Source organism: Streptomyces sp. NPDC060028 (assembly GCF_042736725.1).
GTDB lineage: Bacteria > Actinomycetota > Actinomycetes > Streptomycetales > Streptomycetaceae > Streptomyces.
This window is the reverse complement of record NZ_JBHWVJ010000045.1, coordinates 26,442-47,237: the sequence shown is the minus strand read 5'-3', so window position 1 is coordinate 47,237 and position 20,796 is coordinate 26,442. Positions and strand designations below refer to the sequence as shown.

The window sequence follows — 20,796 nt, the reverse complement described above, 5'->3', positions numbered from 1 at the left end:
AGCCCCGCCGGATGCCCGGCGGGGCTCGCGCGTGCGCGGTGCGGGAGCCGGGCGCGGAAGTCAGCCCGCCCGGTGGATGGCCAGCAGCAGCGCCCAGAGGCGGTCGGCGAGTTCGGCCGGCTGCGCCGGGACGAGGCCGTGCAGCCAGTCCGCGAGCACCCCGGTGAAGGCGGCCGCCACCGCAGACGCGACCAGGTCCGGGCGCGGGGCGCCGACCGCCGCGCGCTCGGCGCGTGCGCGGGCCCGCAGCTCCCGGTGCAGGCGCTCGCCGAGCGGGCCGCCGCCGCCCGGCAGGAGCAGGGTGCGGTAGAGCGGTGCCCGGTCGGCCGCGCCCCCGAGGAAGTCGGCCAGGTCGGCCGGGGGGCGGGCCGGGGCGATGGACCCGGGGCCCGTCTGCCAGGCGTGCAGGGCGTCGACCGCCGCGTGCACCACGTCGGCGCAGGCGTCCACCGCGAGCGCGGTGAGGTCCTCGTAATGCAGGTAGAACGTGGCCCGCCCGACCCCGGCCCGGCGGACCACGGCCGAGACGCTGACCTCGGCCAGCGACCGGTCCGCACACTCCGCGAGGAGGCTCTCGCGCAGGCGCGCCGTGGTGCGGGCGGTACGGGGATCCGTGCGCGGGTCCCCGGCGCTCATGCGGCGAGCAGCGCCGCGCCCAGGGCGAGGGCGCCGGGCAGGGCCTGCGCGATCAGGATCCGCCGGTTGGCGGTCGCCGCTCCGAACACCCCGGCGACGATCACGCAGACGAGGAAGAAGATCTGCGTCGCGAGCGAGTCGATGACGAGCGACCAGACCAGGCCGGCCGCGAGGAACCCGTTGTAGAGGCCCTGGTTGGCGGCGAGCGGAGCGGTGAGCTTGGCGGTGTCCGCGTCGAAGCCGGACAGCGCTCGGCCGGGCGGCCGCTGCCACAGGAACATCTCCAGGACCAGGAAGTACGCGTGCAGCGCGGCGACGGCGCCGATGAGGACCTGAGCGACCGTGTGCACGGCCACCTCCCTTGGGATTCCGATGGATTGCGGACGTCGATTTCCTGGACAACTGTACAGGAAGTCGGGAAGGGGATCGCGGGTCGGCCGGCCGCGGGGGCACGGATACCCTGACCGCATGACCGTGCTCGTATACGAAGACTTCGGCGCAGGCCGCCACCGCGAGAGTTCGCTGATCCGCCACGCCCTCGGGAGCGTGCACGACGAGGTGCTGGTCGCCGGCCTCGCGGGCGGGATCGGCTTCATGTACTTCGTGTTCGAGTACGCCGGTCGGCCGCCGGTCGCGACGATCGTCGCGCAGGCCCACCCCCACCCCTGGGTGCAGACGGCTCTGGGCCGGCTGCACGTCCCGTACCTGGCCACCACCAGCGCCAAACCCCGCCTGAACCGGGTGTGCGGCGCGCTCGACGCCGGGCTGCCGGTGTTCTGCGTCGTCGACCGGTCGGGGCTGCCCTGGCACGGGGCCGCCGAGAGCCCCGAGCCGGCCTCCGTTGATCCGTACACCGTGGTCGTGGCGGGGTACGAGGGCGACACCTTCTACGTCGAGGACGGGGCCGACACCCCCTACGCGATCGGCCGGGAGGAGTTCGGCGCCGCCTGGTCCGCGCACCGCAAGGGGCGCCACCAGATGATCGTGCCCACCGGCCCGCCCGACGGCGAGCCGGACCTCGACGAGGCCATCGCCACCACGCTCGCCCGCCTCACCGGGCCCGTGCTCGGCAACCACTTCGACGCGAACTTCGGCTTCTGCGGCATGGAGAAGTTCGCGGCCCAACTGCGCGACACCCGTACCGAAACGGGCTGGGAGCAGCGCTTCGGCGCCTCCCCGGAGGCGCTGGGCGCGGGCATGCGGCGGCTGCACTCCTGCCTGGAGGAGCAGTGGACCGCCCCCGGCGCGACCCGGCCGCTGTACGCCGACTTCCTCGACCTCGCGGGCAAGCCGGAGGCGGCGGAGCTCTTCCGGGACTCCGGCCGGCAGTGGTCGAGCCTCGCCGAGCTGGCCCGTACGGCCGACCCGGCGGCGGACGAGGCGGACCGCCGGGTCCTCTTCGACGCGTGCGCGGACCGGGTGGACGGGGCGCTCGCGCTGGAGCGGCAGGCCGCCGAAATCCTGAGCAAGGGCTGATCCGCCGGATCCGCCGGATCCGCCCCTGCCCGGGCCGGCTCAGGCCGAGCGGCTCACGGCTCGACCACGGAGATCGCGGAGACCGGGCAGGCGCGGGCGGCCTCCCGCACGAGCGGGCTCCCGTCGCCGCCCTCGCGGCCCGGGACCAGCGCGCTGAACCCGTCGTCGTCCTGGGTGAACACCTCGGGCGCGGTGAGCGCGCACTGGCCGGCGCCGATGCAGACGGCCGTGTCGATGTCGATGTGCAGTGAGGTCACGTCCCTCACCACGCCACGGGGAGTTCGATCATGCCCTGGATGGTGTCCCCGGGCCTGAAGGGGATCCGGTCCGGGTCGGCCGCCAGCCGCAGCCCGGGCAGCCGCTCGAAGAGCGTGCCCAGCGCGATCTCCATCTCGGCGCGGGCCAGGTTCTGCCCGAGGCACTGGTGGACGCCGAAGCCGAAGGCCAGGTGGTGCCGGGTGGGGCGGTGCCAGTCCAGGGCGTCGGGTTCCTCGAAGACCGCCCCGTCGCGGTTGATCACCGAGGTGGAGAACACCACTCCGTCGTCCGGGCGGACCGTGACCCCGCCGATCTCGATGTCCTCGATGGCGACCCGCAGCATCCCGTCCGCGATGGACAGGAACCGCATCAGCTCCTCCACCGCCGCCGAGAGCAGGGACGGGTCCGAGCGGAGCTCGGTCAGCTGTTCCGGGTGGTTGAGCAGCGTGAACGTACCGAGGGAGATCATGTTCGCCGTGGTCTCGTGGCCCGCGATCAGCAGGATCGCGGCCAGCGAGACCAGTTCGTCGACATCGGTCTCGCCCGGCTCCAGCCGCTCGGCGACGAGCTCGTCCAGGAGCCCGTCGCCCGGGTCGCGGCGCTTGCGCTCGATCAGCTCGCGCAGGTAGCCGTTGATCTGCTCCCGGGCGTCCTCGACATCGGCCCTCTCCGGCCCGCGCACCAGCCGGCGCGACTGTCCCTCGAAGAACTCGTGGTCCTCGTACGGGACTCCGAGCAGCGCGCAGATCACCATCGACGGCACCGGCAGCGCGAAGGCGCTGACCAGCTCCGCCCGCGGGCCGCGCGCCTCCATCTCGTCGATCAGCCGGTCCACGGTCTCCTGGATCCGGGGCCGCAGGGCGGCGGTCCGCTTCAGCGTGAAGCTCGGGATCAGCATCCGGCGCTGGGTGTTGTGCTCGGGATCGTCCACCCCGAGCAAGGCGGTGCGCCGGTCCTGGAGACCGATGAAGCGCCTGCTGGGCAGGGGGAAGGCGGCATTCTGCCGGTTGGCGGAGAGCCGTGGGTCGGCGAGCAGGGCACGCGCCTCGGCGTGCCCGGTCACCAACCACACCGAGCGGCCGTCGAAGAGGGAGACCCGGGAAAGCGGCCGGCCCTTCCGCAGGGGGTCGTAGGCCGTCGGCGGGTGGTAGGGGCAGGTTCGGTCCTGCGGGAAGCCGAGGAGTTCGGCCTCGGGCGCATCGGGTTCGGACGCGATGGCTTCGGACGCAATGGATTCGGACACAACGGGTTCGGACATGCAGCACCTCGCAGCGTGGTTCCGTCTCGCCAGGCCTATTACATGCCCTAGGCACCTATCCCACCTATGCCACTTTCGGCCAGATCGGACATGTTCGCCCGGAGGGCCCATCCCACCCCGGCCGGAACTACAGGTGCGCGTCCAGGAACTCCCGGAACTCCTCGCGGGTCATCGGCCCGGCCTGGCTCGCCACCGCCTCGCCATCCTTGACGAGGACGGCCGTCGGGGCGCCGCTCACGCCGTACCGCCTGGTCGCCCCGGGGCAGCGGGTGATGTCGGTACGCACCGCGGTCAGCCGCGGCCCGTACTCCTCGGCCAGCTCGCCGACGACCGCGTCCATCGCCCTGCAGGCCTGGACGGCCTTCGGCCAGCTCCCGCAGAAGTAGGCGAGAACCGGCCCGGCGCCGGCCATCGTGAGGATGAAGTCGAACTCCTGGTCCTCCAGCGGCTGGTGTACCCGACGTGCCATGAGTGGTGCTCCTGCTTCTCGTGCGCGGTGATCCGGACGGCGGACTCCATTGTCAGTGCTGCCTGGGAAGCTGGGTTCCATGGACGACAGGATGCTCCGGCGCCGGGTCTACGGCGCCGACCACGACGACCCCGACCCGGGCCCGCGCCCCGGCCACGTCTACGGCGAACTCGTGGGCGGTCCCCTCGACGGGCTCCTCCTGGACATCACCGGCTGGAGCGGGCCCCAGCTGGCCGAGGAGGCCCGCCTCCCGACGGAGATAGGGCGTTACGGGCCGGGCGGCCGGTCCCACTACCGCTGCCGTGCGGGTGAAGCGGGGCACTGGGACTGGACGGGCGACAGCCCCTGACCGCATCCCGCCCGCATCCCGCCCGCGCCGCGCCGGCGCGGGCGTTCGCGATCATGAAAATCGCCAGACGGGTGGCTCAGCCGCGGCTCACGCTGCGGGCCCACAGGACGAGCGGTATCTGCAGGGGCAGCCGGGCGATCGTCGCGGCCCGCGCGCCCGCGGAGCCGTGGCGCGCGTCCACGGCCATCTTGACGTTCGCCGGGAACACGCCGACGAAGAACGCCGCGGTCGCCAGCGCCGCCGCACGCCGCGTGCGCGGGTGGGCGACCCCGGCGGCCAGGACCAGCTCCGCCACCCCGCTCGCGTACGTCCATTGCCGCGGGGTGCCGGGCAGCGAGCGCGGGACGATCGCGTCGAACTGCTTCGGCGCGACCGCGTGTGCCACCGCGGCGCCGGCCAGCAGGCCGGCGAGCAGGGCGGGGGAGGAGGGGGTGCGCGGCATCGGGTGATCCTCTCTGAGGGACTGGGCGCGGCGATCCTACTCGCCGGTAGCCCCGGCGGGCAGGGCCTCCGGACACCCCGGGAATCCGCCCGGTGGCCGCCCCGGAAGATTCTTTGAAGAATTTGCCGGGGAGCTGTCGATCCGGACCCTTCCCGTTCGACGCAGGGGTGAGAGGCAGGGAAGCCCTGCCCCCACGACCGAGGAGTCACCATGCCGCGCTTCCTGACGCTGATCCGCATCGACGAGCAGAACCTGCCCACCGAGGCCTTCCCGGCCGACTTCGAGAAGCGCATGGGCGCGCTGCTCGAAGAGATCACCAAGGCCGGGGTCATGCTCGACACGGCCGGACTGCTGCCCACCTCCCAGAGCACCCGGCTCAGCTGGTCCGGCGGGAAGATCAGCTACACCGACGGCCCCTTCACCGAGACCAAGGAGGTCGTCGGCGGCTACTCCCTCATCCAGTGCAAGGACAAGGCCGAGGCCATCGAGTGGACCAAGCGGTTCCTGGAGATCCACCCGGCGCACTGGAACGTCGGCGCCGAGGTCCGGCAGATCGAAGAGATGTGACCCGCCGCGGGGCGCCGCACCGGTGGCCCCGGCGCTCGCCCCGCCCCCCGCGTGTGCCCCGCGTTTGCCCTGCCACGTCACGGCTGCTCTGATGGGTGGCCGTGACGGCAGCGAGTACGGCCCAGGCGGTCGAAGCGGTGTACAGGATCGAGTCCGCGCGCATCATCGCCGGCGTGGCCCGGATCGTGCGCGACGTCGGCATCGCCGAGGAGCTCGCGCAGGACGCTCTCGTCGCGGCCCTGGAACAGTGGCCGCAGACCGGCGTCCCCGACCGGCCGGGCGCCTGGCTCATGGCCACTGCCAAACACCGCGCGATCGACCTCGTCCGCCGCAAGGAGACCTACGCGCGCAAGCTCGCCGAGGTCGGCCGGAGCCTGGAGGACGCACCGCCGCCCGCCGAGCCGGCCGACCCGCAGGACATCGACGACGACCTGCTCCGGCTGATCTTCACCGCCTGCCACCCGGTGCTCGCCACCGAGGCCCGCATCGCGCTGACCCTGCGCCTGATGGGCGGCCTCACCACCCAGGAGATCGCCCGCGCCTTCCTCACCACCGAGCCGACCGTCGCCCAGCGGATCGTCCGCGCGAAGCGGGCGCTCGCCAAGGCCGGGGTCCCGTTCGAAGTCCCGTACGGAGCCGACCGCGAGGAACGGCTCGCCTCCGTACTGGAGGTCATCTACCTCGTCTTCAACGAAGGCTATTCGGCGACCGCCGGAGACGACCTCGTCCGCCCCGCCCTCTGCGAGGACGCGCTGCGGCTGGCCCGCGTCCTCGCCGGCCTGATGCCCAAGGAACCCGAGGCGCACGGGCTGGTGGCGCTCCTGGAGTTCCAGGCCTCCCGGATCGCCACCCGCACCGGCCCCGACGGCGAGCCGGTGCTCCTCGCCGACCAGAACCGGGCCAAGTGGAACCGCATGCTGATCCGCCGCGGAGTCGAGGCCATGCACCGGGCCGGCACCGGCCCGTACTCCCTCCAGGCCGCCATCGCCGGCTGCCACGCGGACGCGCTCCGCTACGAGGACACGGACTGGCGGACCATCGCCGCGCTCTACGCGCGGCTGGTCGAGCTGATCCCGTCGCCGGTGGTCGAGCTCAACCGTGCGGTCGCCGTCTCCATGGCCGAGGGGCCCCGCGCGGCGCTGGTGCTGGTGGACGCGCTGGCGGCGGAACCGGCCCTGCGCGCCTACCACTTGCTGCCGAGCGTACGGGGTGACCTGCTGGAGCGGCTCGGCCGGCGGGCGGAAGCCCGCGCGGAGTTCGAACGGGCCGCCTCCCTCACGCGCAACGCGCGCGAGCAGGCCCTGCTGCGGCAGCGCGCTGCCCGCCTGATCGACGGCTGACGCGCCCCGGCCGCCCGGCCGCCGGCCCGTCAGGCGCGACGGCCGTACCCCGCCACGTCGAGCGGGGTGCGCGCGGGCCGGCGCGGCGCGGTCAGCGCGATGGGGCGGCGCAGCGAGCCGTGGCGGGCGATCTCGCGGACCGTGAGCCGCAACGCCTCCTGGAAGTCGTCCATGGTGCGGCGGGCGACGGGGGTGTCCACGTAGATCGAGTTCATGTGCAGGCCGTCCGCGTCCCGCTGGAACCAGGAGCAGGCACCGTTGGCGCGCGCCGACCACACGTGGGTGGAGGGCCGCCAGTCCTCGTGGCGCTCGGCGCCCGGGCACTTGCGCATGTCGATGTACGAGAAGAAGTTCACCGGGTAGGGCCAGGAGCGGGCGGCGAACTCCTCGGGCGCCAGCAACTCCCAGGCCCGGACGAACGGTACGTCGATATGGCCGATCATCTCGCCGAAGCCGGCCCGCACGGCGGCCATGACCTGGGCGAAGTCCCGGCCCGGCGAGGCGTCGAACTCGATGGGCATGGTGTTGACGAACCAGCCGACCGATCCCGTCCACGAGGCCCGGCCGCGCTCGCTGACCGGCATGAACCCGCGGTACACGCCCGGTCCGCCCGCCTCGCGCAGGCACACGGCGACGGCGGCGAGCACGCCCATGAACGCCTTGCCGTCGACCGCCAGGCAGGCCTTCTCGAACACCTCGGCCTCGCCGGCGTCCAGCAGCGGCGAGGCCTCGTTGACGATCGGGTACATCCGGCCCGGCTCCACACCCAGTTCGAGCGGGAAGCGCGGGAAGAACTCGCCGCCGCCGCGCGCGATGAACGACTTCCAATAGGTGAGGCGGTCGTCGCCGGCGTCGATGGACAGGTAGCGGCGGCGCTGCTCCTCGGCGAAGTCGAGGTAGCTCGGCGCGGGTTCCACGAGCGGCTCCTCGCCGCGGCAAAGGGCCTCGTAGGCGCTCTGGACCTCCTGGACCACGATCGGCATCGACAGGCCGTCGCACACGATGTGGTCGAAGGCCAGGTACACGGTCGCGGAATCCTCGCGCAGGACGGCGCCCATCGTGAACAGCGGCCACGACAGGGTGTCGATGCTCCGCTTGAACCGGTCGATCAGGAAGTACTTCAGCGCCTCGGAGGTGGCGAAGGCGGCCACCGGCACGGTGTCGAGGACGAGTTCGTCGGGGGCGATGGGCGCGCACGCCAGCTCCCCGGCGAGCCGGCGGAACTCGCACCGCAGCACCTCGTGCCGCTGCACGAAGGCCAGCAGGGACCGGGTCAGGGCGAGCTCGTCGAGCGCCCCGCAGACCTCGAAGGTGACCGCGATCCACGACGCGACGGGGTCATCGGCCGCGCGGCTCTCCTCGGCGACGGTGAAGTGCTTGTCCTGGTTGAAGGACGCCCGCCTGTCCGCCGCATCGTCCGCACCGGGGGCCTGCGCCGCCGTGGACCGCAACCGCCACTCGACGACCCGGCCGGGTGCCATGTGGTGCATCTCCAGAGGAAACTGCCGCATTCCGTCATCCCTTCGCCCCCCGAGTCAACCCCCAGCCCCTAACGACACCCGCCCCACGGAAGTGACGCCCACCAGCCGGTTCACCACCCGAGGCACAGCGCGGACCCGATCACGCTCGCGACCTCGACGACCACCCCCGGCTCTCAGTGCTCGTCCGGGCGCAGTTCGATGTGGTCCGCGGCCAGGTCGACCGCGACGCGGTGTTCCATGCCCAGGGCTTCCAGGAACTTCTGCGGGAGCTGCACGCGGCCGGTGCGGTCCAGCATGACGTACTCGCGTTCGCTCACCGACTCCTCGCCGTGTTCGTCGGTGACCGTGCGGCGCAGCACCTCGGTGCTCGTGCGGCCGTCGCGCATCGCCACCGTACGGCGGACCTCCCCGGCCACGAGCGGGTCGTGGGTCACGATGACCACCGTCGCGGCCAGCTCCCGGTTGACGGTCCGGAAGGCCTCGAAGACCGCCGATCCGGTCTCGGAGTCCAGCTCGCCCGTGGGCTCGTCGGCCAGCAGCACCGCCGGATCGTTCGCCATGGCCACGGCTATGGCGACGCGCTGCTGCTGGCCGCCCGAGAGCTCGGCCGGGCGCCGGTCGGCGAGATCCCCGATCTCCAGGGCCTCCAGCAGCTCACCGGTGCGGGCCGCGTGCCGCTTGGCCGCGCCGCGCCCGCCGCCCTTCAACTGCATCGGGAGCGAAATGTTCTGCGCCGCCGTCAGGAACGGCATCAGGTTGCGCGCCGTCTGCTGCCAGACGAAGCCCACCGCCTCCCGGCGGTAGCGCAGCCGGTCCCGCGCGGACATCTCCAGCAGGTCGTAGCCGCCGACGCTCGCCGCGCCGGCCGTCGGCACGTCCAGCCCCGCCAGAATGTTCAGCAGGGTGGACTTGCCGCTGCCCGAGGCCCCGACCAGGGCCATCAAATCCCCCTGGGCCACCGTCAGTTCCAGCCCCTGCAAGGCCTGGACCTCCACACCCGCCGTACTGAAGATGCGTACCAGGCGCTCACAGGCGATGGCGGTGTCCGCTCCGTGCCTGCGCGGTTCGGCGGCGGCCAGCGCCCGCTGCCGCAGCTCCTCGTACGTCGGCTGCTCGCTGTTCACCGCTGGTCTCCCGCTCTCAACTCGGTGGTGATCTGTCGCCTGCCGGATGTCGCCGCCTCCACGAGCACGGCCACGGCGACCAGGACGGCCAGGCCCAGCGCCTGGGTCAGTACGGGCCGCACGAGGAGCCGCAGACCGGTCGGCACCGGCGAGCCGACCAGGGTCGAAAGGTCCACCGCCGGGCCCAGCAGGGCGACCGCGGCCGCCGCGACGAGCCCACCGCCGAGCGCGGCGGCCACCGCCTGCGGCAGCGACTCGGCCAGGATCAGCAGGACGCCCTGCCGGGGCCGCAGACCCATCGTGCGCAACCGGGCCAGCAGCGCCGCCCGTTCGGGCGCCGCCCGCAGCAGGGTGAGCAGTACGGCCAGCAGTGCGAAGCCCGCGACGCCGGCCACGGCGGCCCAGAACAGCCGCTCGGCCGACCGCTGGAGCGGATCCGCGGCGAGTTCGGCGACCTTGGCCGAACTCGTGCGCACCAGATACCGCGAGGCGTTCGCGGCCGGGGCCTTCGCCCGGACCAGCTCGCTCAGCTGCTCCTGGTCGAAGTCGCCGAGCGCGAACCACCGGTTGGGCCGCGCGGTCTGCGCCGTCGCGGCGGTGACCGGCCCGGCCGGGAGCACCAGGGTGGCCTTGCCGCCCGCCAGCGCGGGCGTGCCGTCCACCGTCCCGGCGGACTTGACCTGGAGCTCCCCGCCGTTGCTCAGCCGCAGCTGGTGGGTGCCGGAGGGCCTGCGTCCGGCGAGGTCGCGGTTGAAGAGCGCCGGCACCGGGGCGCCCGCGGGGCCGCCCGTGAGCACGGCCGGGTCGAACCCGCCGCGACCCACCACCCGGGCCACCTCCGCGTACGAGGCCGGATCGACGACGACGACGTTGACATCGAGGTAGCCCAGGTCGGCGTCGAAGAGGTAGGCACCCTCGTCGAGCCATACGCTCGACGTCGTCCGTACGCCGGGCAGCGCGGCCGCGGCCCTGACCAGTTCGTCCGGGACCACGGCCTCGGACGGCGCGGCGATCTGGGCGTCACCGCCGACCGCCTGCCGGGCCACCTCCAGCCGCGCCGTGTCCACACCCGCCAGCACGGTGGCCCCGAACCCGCCGATGGTCACCGCGAGCAGCAGCGCCACCAGCGGCAGCACCGACGGCCGGGCCCGCCCGCCGGCGCCCCGTGCGGCGCGGGCCAGGCCGAGGAAGCCGATCAGCGCCCGGCCCCGTCCCGCGGCTCGGGCCAAGGCTCCGACCAGGGTGGGCTGGAGCCGGGCCAAGAGCAGGCCGCCGCACAGCGCGAGCAGCAGCGGGGCGGCGACCAGCAGCGGATCGAGCCCGGCCCCGGCCGGAGCGACCCCGCGCCCGCGCACCTCCAGGACGGCCGCCACCGTCGTGGCGAGGACGAGCAGCTCGCCGACGAGTCGGCGCCGGGGACTCGGCCCGCGCGGCGCCGACAGCAGCACGAAGGCCCGTACGGGGAACGCCAGCAGGGCCAGGAGCGTGGCGGCGGACGCCGCGAGCAGGGTGGCGGTCAGCCGCGGCGTCGGCAGCAGCGCCACGGCGAGCCCCGTCGCGAGCACGGCGGCCGGCAGTACGGTGACGGCGCCCTCCCCGAGCAGCCGTCCCACGATGGAGCGGCGCGATCCGCCGCGGGCCAGCAGCAGCCGCAGCTCGCCCTCGCGCCGGTCCCCGCCGAGCGCGGCGGCCAGGCAGAACACCACGGCGGCCACGCCGGCGACCCCCGCCGGGCCGATCGCGGCGAGCGGCGCGGCGGCCTGCTGCCGGGCCCGGGCCTGGGTGAACAGGTCCGGCAGGCGCGAGGTGATGCGCAGGTCGGGGCGGTGGGTGTCCTGGGTCAGCCGCGTGGCCGTCGGGCCGGTGAGGTATGCGGCGAGCGCCTCGGACGTGGCGGGCAGCCGGTCGGTGCGCAGCGCGTCGACGTCCACCGGGAGCCGCCAGAAGTCCGTGGCTTCCTCGCCCCACGGTGCGAGCCGGTCGAGCCGCTCGGCCCCCACCAGAGCCGTGGTCTGCCAGAACGTCAGCGGTATCTTCTTGGTGGTGCTGGCCAGACAGGCGTGGGTGAGGCAGGGCAGGTCGGCCCAGTACGCGTCGGCGTCGTCGACGGGGGTGTAGAGGCCGACGACCTCCGCGGTGGCCGGTCCGGCAACGGTGGGGGCGGAGTCCAGCACCGTGCCGACCCGGATGCCGAGGGTCTGCGCCGCGCTCTGGGACAGCGCGATCGGCACCGGCCCGTCAGGCGTGCCGGCGCCCGGCCACTGCCCGGCCACCAGCCGGGTGTGGGCGGCGGCCTCGCGCAGGTGCGCCAGGCTGAGTTGGGGTGAAACGCCCTCGGGGCGGGTGAGTTCCGGGTTTTCGAGCTTGCGGGGCTTGAGCGCCAAGGTGCCGTGGACCGGGCCGCTGGCGGCCAGGGTGAAGCCGGGGCCGATGCGCGAGCGCAGCGTGGCCAGTACGGCGTCCAGTTCCTGGGGGGTCTGTTCCCCGTACCGGGCCGTGGAGTTGGCGAGCAGGCTGGTCGGGCCGGGACCGCCGGCGTGCAGGAACGCGTGCAGGGCCTGGTCGTTGCCCCGGTCCAGGGCGCGCGGCAGGGCGGCGGCCAGCAGCACGGCGACGAAGGCCAGGGCCGCGCCGAGCAGGGCGGCCACCGGCGTGGCACGCAGCCGGGTCCGCACCCAGGGCGCGGCCGGCGCGGGCGGGCGGGCGGCGGGCCGCGCTTCCTCGCGCTCGGGCCCGTCCGAGGGCGTCGGTGTGGTCGGGCTCTGGGTGCTCACATGTCCTCCACGTGCCGCAGCCGGGCGGCCGCGTTCCGGACGGTCCGGTTGCGGCGGCCGCCCAGGACCGACGACAGCAGCGGCGCCGTGGCGATGGCCGCCGTCAGCAGCAGCGTGCCGACGACCGGCAGGTCCACCAGCACCTCGGGTACGGGACGGGCCGCGGCGGGCGTCAGCACCATCAGCGGGACCACCAGGTGGACGACGGCCGCGCCCAGACCCAGCCCGACGGCGGTGGCCAGGCCCACCAGTACGCAGCCCTCGACGGCGGCGCTGCGGGCCAGGCCCCGGCGGGGCGCCCCCAGCACCAGCAGTACCGCGAACTCCCGGGCCCGCTCCCGCCCGGCCGCCGCGGCGGAGGCCGCGAAGCCGATCGCGGCCAGCACCGCGCAGGCGGCGGCCAGGGCGGCCAGCGCGCTCTGCGGTCCGGCGCTGAACGGATCGTCCAGCAGCGCGGCGGCCACCTCCTCGCGCAGTTGCACCTGCTGGGTCCCTCCGTCGGCGCGCAGCGCGGCGGCGGCGCGCGCCGGGGCGGTGTCACCGGCGGAGGCGGCCGGCAGCCACCATTCGCCGGCGGGGGGCAGCTCCCGCCCGCCGCCGGCCGCCAGCACCCGCCCGGCGGTGGCCAGATCGACGGCCAGCGCGGTGTCGCCCGCGACCGGGAGCGAGCCCACCGCGGCCGTGATCCGTACCGGCACGGAGGCCCCGCCCAGCGGGACGGGCACCACGTCACCCACAGCCGCGCCGACGGCGGTCAGGTAGGCGCGGGTCGCGATCCCGGGCACCTCGGCCGCGACGGCGCCGCCGGGGGTCAGCCCGAGCTGTACGCCGCCGATGTCGCCGACCCCGTCCCGGTAGCGCAGCCGCAGCAGTTCCGCGGCCCCGGCCTGGGGTGCGAGCAGTTCGGCCGGCTTGGTGCCGTCGGTGAGCGGCGGGGCGGACAGCTGCCAGCCGGGCGCGGGGGAGGGGACGGGGACGGCCGCGGCGCCAGGGGTTTCGGCGACGGAGATGCCGCGTACCGTCAGCTCGTCGTAGGCCTTGGCCGTACCGACGGGCGGGAGACCGGCCGCCTCCGACCCGGCGGCGAGCCCCGGCCCGTAGTTCGACGGCCCGTTGTTGTCGTACGTGAACACGAGCCCTGCGATGCTCAGCGGGGTGGCGGCCGATCCGAGCGGGGCGCCGACCAGCGCGCCGATGTTCGCGGAGACGACGGCGTCGCCGTTGTCGGGGAGCTGGAGCATCGGAGTCCGGTACGTCAGGCCGAACCGGTCGCGCAGCAGCAGCCCGAGGCGCGGCCGGCCGCCCGCGCCGGCGGGCCGTACGTTCAGGTCGAGGTCGATGCGCTGCGGCCGCCCCGGCAGCACGATGCCGTTCGGGTCCGAGGCGTTCGGGTCCGAGCCGTTCGACGCGCCCGGCGCGAGCGGGGCGAACAGCTCGCGCATCGCACGGCCGTCGCGCAGGTCGGCCCGCAGCGGGACCCGTTCGGCGACACCGCGGGCGTCCAGCGCGAGCACCTGCCCGGGCCGGCCGCCCGGCAGCTCCTGCCGGACGCGGATCACGGGGATCACCCGCTCGCCGCCGGGCAGCGTTCCGTACCGGCCCCCGCGGCCCATCGGGGGCAGTTCGCTGCCCGATATCCGCAGGCCGCCGGCGGTGGCGAAGTCCGCCTGGTCGCGCTGGGACGCCGACCAGGCGGTCTGCTGGCCGAGGGCGAGGACCCCGCTGGAGACGGCCAGCACCAGCAGCAGCACGGGCCCGGTGGCACGCCGCGGCCTGCGGGCGAACTGCCAGCCGACGAGCGCCGGGCCGAGACCGCGGCCCCGGGCGGCGATCCGCCCGCCGAGCCGCGCGGCGAAGGGCAGGATCCGCAGCACCAGCAGGGTGCCCGCGCACACGGCCAGGGTCGGCGCGGCCACCAGCACCGGATCGACGCCGAACAGGCCGCCGCGCTGCGCCCCGGTGCCGAGCGGACCGCCGCTGTAGTGGGAGAGCTGCTGGTAGGTGAGGACGGCCAGCCCCACCAGTGCCAGGTCGGCGCCGGAGCGGGCGGCTCCCGCGACGATCGCCTGGCGGCGGCCGGTACGCCGCGGGGCGGCGCCCGCGGCCCCGAACGGGATCGCGGGCAGCGTGGTCAGCACGACGCACCCGAGGGCGCAGCCGGCCGCCACCGGCCAGAGGGTCCAGGTCATGGACGTGTCCAGCGGCACCCGGGCCAACGGGCCGAACCGGCCGAGCAGCCGCAGCAGTGGCGGGGTCAGCAGCGGGGCGAGGACCGCCGCGGGCAGCGCGAGCAGCAGTGATTCGGCCGCGGCGAGGGCCCCGATCCGGCGGCGGGAGGCCCCGCGCGCGGTGAGCAGTACGCGCTCGCCCTCCTGGCGGTCCGTCAGCAGGCGGGCGACGAGCAGCAGCGCGGCCGCCGCGAGGACGGCCAGTTGCAGGGCGCCGACCAGCAGGGTGGACCGGGCCACGGTCTGCCCCGATTCCAACTCACGCAGCAGCGCAGGGAGTTCGGTCTGCACCTGGAGGCGCGTGGTCTGCTGGAAGCGTACGGTCGTGCCGGGCGCCCGGGCCAGGACCGCCTCGGCGTCCGCGCTGGTCACGGCGGCGAAGCCGGGCGTCACGAGCAGGGCGCGGTCGTTCTGCGGCACCCCGCCGGCCGTGAACGCGGAGTCGTCCACGAGCAGCGGCCCGTACGTGGTGAAGCCGGCGACCTGGATTTCCCGCCCGCCCAGCGGGTCGAGCCGCCAGTACGGGGAATCGGGTTCGGCCGACTGGTAGACCCCGGTCACCAGCACGGTGAACGGGGCGCCGCCGGAACGGTCGTCGAGGCGCACCTCGGCCGGCAGCGCCCCCTCGGCGAGCCCGAGCCGGGCCAGGGCCGTCTTCGGGGCAGCCACCTGGACGGGGCCGCCCGAGCCGCTCGCCCCGCCGGAGCCGCCGGCGGGCTGTGGCCACCGGCCCGCGAGGAGGCGTAGTCGCTCGTGGTCGAAGGCAGCCAGCAGGGTGAGGTCCGCGTCCCTGCCGGGAGTACGCGCACCGGGCAGCCCGTACGAGCGGCTGCGGGCCACGCTCTCGACGCCGACCGGCAGTTGCCCGAACAGCTCGCGCGCCAGGGCCCGTACGGCCTCGTCGTCCTTGCCGCGGGCGGCCACCGGATGCCCCCCGGTGACCAGGACGGTGCTGCGCGCGCGGCCCGCCGGTTCCTGGAGCGCCTGGCGCAGTCCGGCCTCGCCCACGCCACGGGTGAACGCGAACAGTGCGGTGAGCACCGTGGTGGTGATCAGTACGGTGAGCAGTACGACGGCGGCGAGCGGCAATCGCCCGCGCAGCCGGCGCACGACGAAGCCGAGCATGTGCCGTTCCCTCCCCGTCCGGACCACTGGCACCGGATAGCGGACGATGCTGTCAGATTCGAACGCATTGTGGAAGGGACGTGAGTGACCGGTACAACCGGTTGGACAAGTCGGTGACACGGTTCCGCAAGAGGGCCATTTCGGACGGCACATGTCCCGCGCTGACGGAACCGGCGGCCGGGCCCGCGCGTCCCACACGCGCCGACCGCACCGGCACCGGATTTCGAGGGGGACGCAAAATATGCGCAGAACCACGGCTCAGTTCGCGTGCATGGCCGCCCTGACCGTCGCCGTACTGCTCACCGGCTGCGGCACCGCGACGAAGGCGGATCCGTCCGGGCGCGCGATGACCGGGACCGTCGGGGCCGCCGGCGCGGACTCGCCCGAACCGTGCCCGGTGGTGGACCCCGGCACCCCGCAGTCCCCGCCGACGCTGATCGACGGCACCCCGGCCAACACCCCGGAAGGGGCCCGGCTTTCCCAGGCCGTCGGCGGGCAGGGGCGGGGCGCCTTCGCCGACGTCTACTCCACCCAGATCACCGACCACCCCGCGGGCCGGGTGGCCGTGTGCGTCACCGACCTCGCCCGGGGCCGCCTCCTGGTGGCCGCGGCGCACGAGGCGGATCCGCAAGCCGACCCCGCCCGGGCCGACTTGTACCTGAGCCCCTACACGCACCGGGCCCTCAGCGCCGCGATGGACAAGGTGACGGCGCTCGAACCCGCCTTCCCGATCCACACCTGCTCCGTCGGCCAGGGCGCCACGGGACTGGAGGTGACCTCCTCCGCCGAGGGCGCCGCCTCGCCCGAGTTCAAGAAGCAGTTGGAGAAGGCGAGCGGCGGCATCCCCGTGACCGTCAAGGAGGGCGCCCCCGTCCAGCCTCTGGTGGGGAAAGCCGACGTCACCCCGGCGCCGGTCACACCCTGAGGGCGATCAGCTCCTCCATCACCGGGCGCGGAAGGGCGGGGTTGGCGGCCGCGGCCTCCGCCGCCGCATGGTCCTCGGCGGTCAGCAGGTCGACGAGGACCGGCGGGGGCAGGGCCGGGTGGCCGGCGGCCCGCGCCCGGGTCTCCTCGACGGCCAGGCACGGCAGGAGCGCCTGCGCCGTCGCGTTCGGATGTGCGGCGATCTCGCGGAAGGCCCGCCGCACGGGGGGATCGTGGCGGGCCAGATCCGCCAGCAGGGCCGCCGAGGCATCCGGATTGGACGCCACCTTCACGAGCACCCGTACGCCGTGCCGCGCGACCATCGCGCGCAGCCGGTCCTCGGCGATGCCCGGGTGCGGGGCGATGGTCTTCAGCACCGACGCGTCCGGGTCGGCGGCCAGGGCGTCGCGCACCTCTGCGGGAAGGTCGCGCCGGCGGGCCGCGAGCATGCGTACGCCCGCATGCGGGGACGCGGCCAGCCCGGCGAGTTCCTCGGGGGAGGCGGCTTCGATCCGCGGCAGGGGCCCGGGGCGGATCCGCACCGTGCGGGCCAGGTGCGCGAGCACGTCGAGCGGGACCCGCGGATGCCGCGCCAGGGCGGATCGGTCGAGGTCGGGGTCGTCGGCGGCGGCCAGGGCGCGGATCAGCGGCTCGTCGACGGCGGGGTTCGCGACGACCGCCTGCCGGACCCCGGGCTCGGTGTCCTCGGCGAGCCGGGCGTACAACGACGGGGGCAGGTCGGCCCGTTCGGCGAGGGTCCGGCGGATCGTCATCGACGGGTGGCCGGCGAGCAGGGCCGCGGCACCGGGCGGGGTGGCCCGGTTCCCCGCGGCCGTGTGCAGCATGTCGCGCACGGTGGACTCGTGCCCGCCGGCGCAGGCTTCGTCGCCGAACAGCTCGCAGTCCACCGCCGCGCAGAGCGGATCGTGCGTGAACGGGACCTCCTCGCGGTCGCAGACCCGGCACGCCTCGGCCGGAGCGAGTCCCTCGCCGGTGATCAGCGCCGCCAGGGCGGCAGGCGGCGTGGCCTCGTTGTAGGCCGCCTTCCGCCGGACCTCGGCGTGCGGGTGCGCCGCGAGGCGGCCGATGACCTCGGGAGCGTCCGTCCACAGCGCCAGCTCGGCGACCACACCGATGTCGGGGTCGGCCGCGAGGCTCCGCGCCACATCGAGCGGCAGGCCGGGGGCGGAGGCCAGCGTCCACCGGACTTCCCGGTCCGGGTGGGCGGCCAGCAGCCGGGCCCATCGCGCCGGCCCCGCACGCTCGTCGAGCAGGACGAGTGCCACCCGGGGCCGGGCCACCGGATCCACGTCGGCGGCGGTCAGCAGGCCCCCGCGGGCGAGGCGCAGCGCGGCGTACTCGTCGTGCGCGGCCAGTGCGAGGACCTGGGCACGGGTGAGGTCCGCGCGCTCCGAGAGCTCGTAGGCGAGATCGGCGGAGGGATCGTCGTCGGGGTCCGCGGCCGTAGCCGAGACCACGAGGGCGATCAGCCGGTCGACGAGCTCGGGCGGCAGCGAGGGGTTGGCGGCGAGGCCGCGCAGCAGGTGGCTCACCCCTCCACCGCCGCGGTCAGGGCCTCGGTCAGCGCCTCGGCGTACGGCCGCGGCCGGCGCCGGAGCGGGGAGAGCACCCCGATGTGCCGGGCGGGACGCGGGGGTTCGACCCGTACGGCGGTCAGCGCCCCGGCCGGCTCCAGGGAAACCTGCGGGATCAGCGCGACGCCGACACCCGCCGCGACCAGGCTCTGCGCGAAGAAGTAGTCCGAGGTGGAAGCCGCCACCCGGAGCTCGAACCCGGCGAGCGAGGCGTACCGGCGCAGATACGCCCCGGTCTTCAGACAGCCGAGCACCCAACGCCCACCGGCGAGTTCGGTGAGGCTGACGGTGGTGCGCCCGGCCAGGGGGTGGCCGGCCGGCAGCACCAGCCACAGCGGATCGTCCATCAACGGCAGCCAGTCCAGTCCCGCCCGCAGCGGCAGCGGCCCGTCGAAGTGGTACGTCAGCGCGAGATCGGCCGCGCCGCCGCGCACCATCGGCACCGCGGCCTCCGGTTCGGCCTCCACCACCGTCAGCTCCACGTCCGGATGCGCGGCCACGAACCGGGACAGTGCCCGCGGCAGCAGGCGCCTGCCCCCGCTGACGAAGGTGGCGATCGTCAACCGCGGCCGCCCGGCCGTGATCCGGTCGATCTCGTGGCGGACCTGGTCCAGTTCGGCGGAGATCGTCTCCGCCGCCTCCACCAGCAGCAGGCCCGGCTCGGTGAGGGTGACCCCGCGCGTGGAGCGCACCGCGACCGGGTGGCCGAGGCTGCGCTCCAGCGAGGCGATCTGCTGGGAGACGGCCGACGGGGTCAGGAGCAGTGCTCCCGCCGCCTTGTTGAAGCTGCCGTGCTCCGCGACCGCCCGCAGGATGCGCAAACCCTGCACATCGATCATCAGGTTTCCTTACGACGGGATCAGCATCTGATCAGTACCGCTGGGGACGATACAGCGGCAGTGTCGGAGTCATGAAGAGAATTCTTGTCATCGGCGGCAGCCGGTACTTCGGGAAGCTGCTGGTCGGGCGGCTGGTGGAGGCCGGGCACGAGGTGAGCGTGCTCAACCGGGGCCGGTCCGCGCCCCCTGGCGGCGTCGGCCGCCTCGTCGCCGACCGCGACGACGAGGCCCAGCTCCGCACCGCGCTGGGCGCCCGCACCTTCGACGTGGTCATCGACCAGGTCTGCTACACGCCCCGCCAGGCGGAGATCGCCCGCCGCGTCTTCGCCGGGCGCACCAGGAGGTACGTGATGACCTCCACGATGGAGGTGTACGACCCGGCGCCGCCGACCCCCGACGCCCTGCGCTACGCCGAGGGCAAGCGGCGGGCCGAGGCGGTGTTCCTGGGCGGCCACCCCGGCGGGACCCGGCCCTTCGAGTTCGTCACCGTCCGGACCGCACACGTCCTGGGCGGCGGCCGGGCGGAGTTCACCGGGCGCCTCGCGCACTACGTCGAGCGGATCGGGGCCGGGCTGCCGGTGGACGTACACGAAGCCCCGTACCCGACCTCCTTCATCCACCACCGGGAGATCGCGCGCTTCCTGCACTGGGCGGCGGAGGGGACCTTCACCGGCGCGGTCGACGCCGCCTCCCACGGAGCGCCGGACGTACGGGAGCTCTGCGAGCTCGTCGGCGCGGGAGTCGGCCGTCGGCCGCGGTACCGGGTGGTCCAAGAGGGCGCCGCGGCCTCGCCGTTCTCCTTCGACCGGGCCTACGCCCTGGACAACGGCCGGGCCGCGGCCCTGGGTTTCGACTTCGGCCGGATCGCGGACTGGCTGCCCGGGGCCATCGCGGAGACGGCGGCCGCGGCGGCCGCGGCGGCGTCTGCCGAGGCTTTGTCCGCGCGCTAGCGGTCGCCCGCGTGTCGCTCCAGGGGTGTGGCCACCGCCGAGTTGCTCACGCTGAAGGTGACGCTGCCCGCCAGGTAGCGGTCGTCGGACCACTCGATCGGGCGGCCGGAAGCCGTCGCCGACACGTGCCGCTGGCGCAGCAGCGGGCTTCCGCGCCGGATCCCCAACAGCCGGGCGTCCTCGCTGCCCGCCGGCAGGGCGTCGATGAGGTGCTCGCCGTAGTGGGCGACGATCCCCGAACCTTCAGCCAGACCGTCCATGACGGAGCGGCAGTCCTCGGGCATCGCCTCGACCGCCGCCGCGACCCAGTCGGCGTACGCGGTGCGCTCCACCATGGTCGGCTCCCCGTCGAGCAGCCGCAGCCGCAGCACGGCGAGGACCTCCGTGCCCGGCGGCAGTGCCAGGCGCTGCGCCTCCTGCGACGAGGCGGCCCGGCGGGTGCGGGACAGGAAGGTGCTGCGGACCTCGTGCCCGACCCCCTCGGCCCACTGGGCGAAGCTGTTGAGCTCGCCGAAGCTGTGCCGCCGCTCCTTGCGCAACACGATCCGCCGGGCGCCCTGCCGGGACCCGATCAGCCCCTCGGCCGCGAGCGTCGCCACCGCCTGACGGACGGTCCCGCGCGAGGCGGACCAGCGCGCGGCCAGGTCGCTCTCCGAGGGGAGCCGGGCGCCCACCGGGTACTCGCCGCTCAGGATCGCTGTGCGCAGCGCCTCGGCGATCTCCACGTACCGGACCGTCGCCATCCTGTGCGCCCCCTTGATCATCGTCTGTCGGCCACCTTAGCCAGCGGGTCGCCCGTACCCCTCACCTTGATCATTCAAGGCCCGTTGTCACGACCTCTTTCGGTCAATCGATCGATTTCGTCGAGACGTGCTCCGCCGGACGGCCGCCGTTCACCGTCCGTACAGCGGGCCCGGGCGAACTGGAGCCAACTTGTTCAGACAAGTGAACCCCTCCTTTG

Annotated in this window: 19 protein-coding genes; 6 read left to right on the top strand and 13 right to left on the bottom strand. The window is 74.6% G+C overall.

The window, feature by feature from the left end; all coding sequences use genetic code 11:
- Positions 1-60 precede the first annotated feature (60 nt).
- Both ACFWBF_RS22505 and ACFWBF_RS22500 read right to left on the bottom strand, forming a co-directional pair.
- Positions 61-636 carry a TetR/AcrR family transcriptional regulator gene (locus tag ACFWBF_RS22505; RefSeq protein WP_385604660.1) on the bottom strand — a complete coding sequence of 192 codons (576 nt, stop codon included), beginning with the start codon at positions 634-636 and terminating at the stop codon, positions 61-63.
- On the bottom strand, positions 633-986 hold the full coding sequence (locus ACFWBF_RS22500; protein ID WP_385604657.1) for a DUF1304 domain-containing protein: 354 nt from the start codon (positions 984-986) through the stop codon (positions 633-635). Before ACFWBF_RS22500 ends, ACFWBF_RS22505 begins: the two co-directional genes overlap by 4 nt.
- Positions 987-1,104: 118 nt before the next feature.
- Here ACFWBF_RS22500 and ACFWBF_RS22495 point away from each other — a divergent pair, with 118 nt between their 5' ends.
- Positions 1,105-2,112, top strand: a complete 1,008-nt coding sequence (locus ACFWBF_RS22495; protein ID WP_385604654.1) for a DUF4872 domain-containing protein — start codon at positions 1,105-1,107, stop codon at positions 2,110-2,112.
- 53 nt (positions 2,113-2,165) lie between these two features.
- Here ACFWBF_RS22495 and ACFWBF_RS22490 read toward each other — a convergent pair whose 3' ends face one another.
- The 3 genes from ACFWBF_RS22490 to ACFWBF_RS22480 form a co-directional block, all read right to left on the bottom strand.
- Positions 2,166-2,360 carry a ferredoxin gene (locus tag ACFWBF_RS22490; RefSeq protein WP_385604696.1) on the bottom strand — a complete coding sequence of 65 codons (195 nt, stop codon included), beginning with the start codon at positions 2,358-2,360 and terminating at the stop codon, positions 2,166-2,168.
- A 14-nt stretch (positions 2,361-2,374) separates the two neighbouring features.
- Entirely contained in the window at positions 2,375-3,628 is a 1,254-nt protein-coding gene (locus ACFWBF_RS22485) for a cytochrome P450 (RefSeq protein WP_385604651.1), read from the bottom strand.
- Positions 3,629-3,755: 127 nt separating this feature from the next.
- Positions 3,756-4,097: a thioredoxin family protein gene (locus ACFWBF_RS22480; RefSeq protein WP_385604648.1), complete on the bottom strand. Its 342-nt coding sequence runs from the start codon at positions 4,095-4,097 to the stop codon at positions 3,756-3,758.
- Between the two features lie 79 nt (positions 4,098-4,176).
- Between ACFWBF_RS22480 and ACFWBF_RS22475 the strand changes: the two genes are divergently transcribed.
- Entirely contained in the window at positions 4,177-4,446 is a 270-nt protein-coding gene (locus tag ACFWBF_RS22475; RefSeq protein ID WP_385604645.1) for a hypothetical protein, read from the top strand.
- 76 nt (positions 4,447-4,522) lie between these two features.
- Here the strand turns inward: ACFWBF_RS22475 and ACFWBF_RS22470 are convergent, their stop codons facing one another.
- Entirely contained in the window at positions 4,523-4,888 is a 366-nt protein-coding gene (locus tag ACFWBF_RS22470) for a hypothetical protein (protein ID WP_385604642.1), read from the bottom strand.
- Positions 4,889-5,098: 210 nt separating this feature from the next.
- Here ACFWBF_RS22470 and ACFWBF_RS22465 point away from each other — a divergent pair, with 210 nt between their 5' ends.
- A complete protein-coding gene (locus ACFWBF_RS22465) occupies positions 5,099-5,455 on the top strand; it encodes a YciI family protein (RefSeq protein WP_385228849.1) in 357 nt (118 codons plus the stop codon).
- 95 nt (positions 5,456-5,550) lie between these two features.
- Positions 5,551-6,795, top strand: a complete 1,245-nt coding sequence (locus ACFWBF_RS22460; RefSeq protein WP_385604639.1) for an RNA polymerase sigma factor — start codon at positions 5,551-5,553, stop codon at positions 6,793-6,795.
- A gap of 29 nt (positions 6,796-6,824) precedes the next feature.
- On the opposite strand, the gene ACFWBF_RS22455 is transcribed toward ACFWBF_RS22460, so the two are convergent.
- The 4 genes from ACFWBF_RS22455 to ACFWBF_RS22440 all read right to left on the bottom strand — a co-directional run bounded on the left by ACFWBF_RS22455 (position 6,825) and on the right by ACFWBF_RS22440 (position 15,527).
- A complete protein-coding gene (locus ACFWBF_RS22455; protein WP_385604636.1) occupies positions 6,825-8,306 on the bottom strand; it encodes a condensation domain-containing protein in 1,482 nt (493 codons plus the stop codon).
- A 143-nt stretch (positions 8,307-8,449) separates the two neighbouring features.
- Positions 8,450-9,400, bottom strand: coding sequence for an ABC transporter ATP-binding protein (locus tag ACFWBF_RS22450; RefSeq protein WP_385604633.1), 951 nt, complete (start codon positions 9,398-9,400; stop codon positions 8,450-8,452).
- Positions 9,397-12,174: a hypothetical protein gene (locus tag ACFWBF_RS22445; RefSeq protein WP_385604630.1), complete on the bottom strand. Its 2,778-nt coding sequence runs from the start codon at positions 12,172-12,174 to the stop codon at positions 9,397-9,399. Before ACFWBF_RS22445 ends, ACFWBF_RS22450 begins: the two co-directional genes overlap by 4 nt.
- Positions 12,171-15,527 carry an FtsX-like permease family protein gene (locus ACFWBF_RS22440; protein WP_385604627.1) on the bottom strand — a complete coding sequence of 1,119 codons (3,357 nt, stop codon included), beginning with the start codon at positions 15,525-15,527 and terminating at the stop codon, positions 12,171-12,173. Before ACFWBF_RS22440 ends, ACFWBF_RS22445 begins: the two co-directional genes overlap by 4 nt.
- 241 nt (positions 15,528-15,768) lie before the next feature.
- On the opposite strand from ACFWBF_RS22440, the gene ACFWBF_RS22435 reads away from it, so the two are divergent.
- On the top strand, positions 15,769-16,452 hold the full coding sequence (locus tag ACFWBF_RS22435; protein ID WP_385604624.1) for a hypothetical protein: 684 nt from the start codon (positions 15,769-15,771) through the stop codon (positions 16,450-16,452).
- Here the strand turns inward: ACFWBF_RS22435 and ACFWBF_RS22430 are convergent.
- Together ACFWBF_RS22430 and ACFWBF_RS22425 are read right to left on the bottom strand one after the other, a co-directional pair.
- A complete protein-coding gene (locus ACFWBF_RS22430) occupies positions 16,442-18,004 on the bottom strand; it encodes a hypothetical protein (RefSeq protein ID WP_385604621.1) in 1,563 nt (520 codons plus the stop codon). The two genes, ACFWBF_RS22435 and ACFWBF_RS22430, sit on opposite strands and share 11 nt — an antisense overlap.
- Positions 18,001-18,885, bottom strand: coding sequence for a LysR family transcriptional regulator (locus ACFWBF_RS22425; RefSeq protein WP_385604617.1), 885 nt, complete (start codon positions 18,883-18,885; stop codon positions 18,001-18,003). Before ACFWBF_RS22425 ends, ACFWBF_RS22430 begins: the two co-directional genes overlap by 4 nt.
- Positions 18,886-18,956: 71 nt before the next feature.
- On the opposite strand from ACFWBF_RS22425, the gene ACFWBF_RS22420 reads away from it, so the two are divergent.
- A complete protein-coding gene (locus ACFWBF_RS22420) occupies positions 18,957-19,835 on the top strand; it encodes an NAD-dependent epimerase/dehydratase family protein (protein WP_385604614.1) in 879 nt (292 codons plus the stop codon).
- Here ACFWBF_RS22420 and ACFWBF_RS22415 read toward each other — a convergent pair.
- The gene (locus ACFWBF_RS22415; RefSeq protein WP_385604611.1) at positions 19,832-20,578 is read right to left on the bottom strand and encodes a GntR family transcriptional regulator; all 747 of its coding nucleotides are present in this window, start codon (positions 20,576-20,578) and stop codon (positions 19,832-19,834) included. The genes ACFWBF_RS22420 and ACFWBF_RS22415 overlap by 4 nt on opposite strands.
- Positions 20,579-20,796 lie beyond the last annotated feature (218 nt).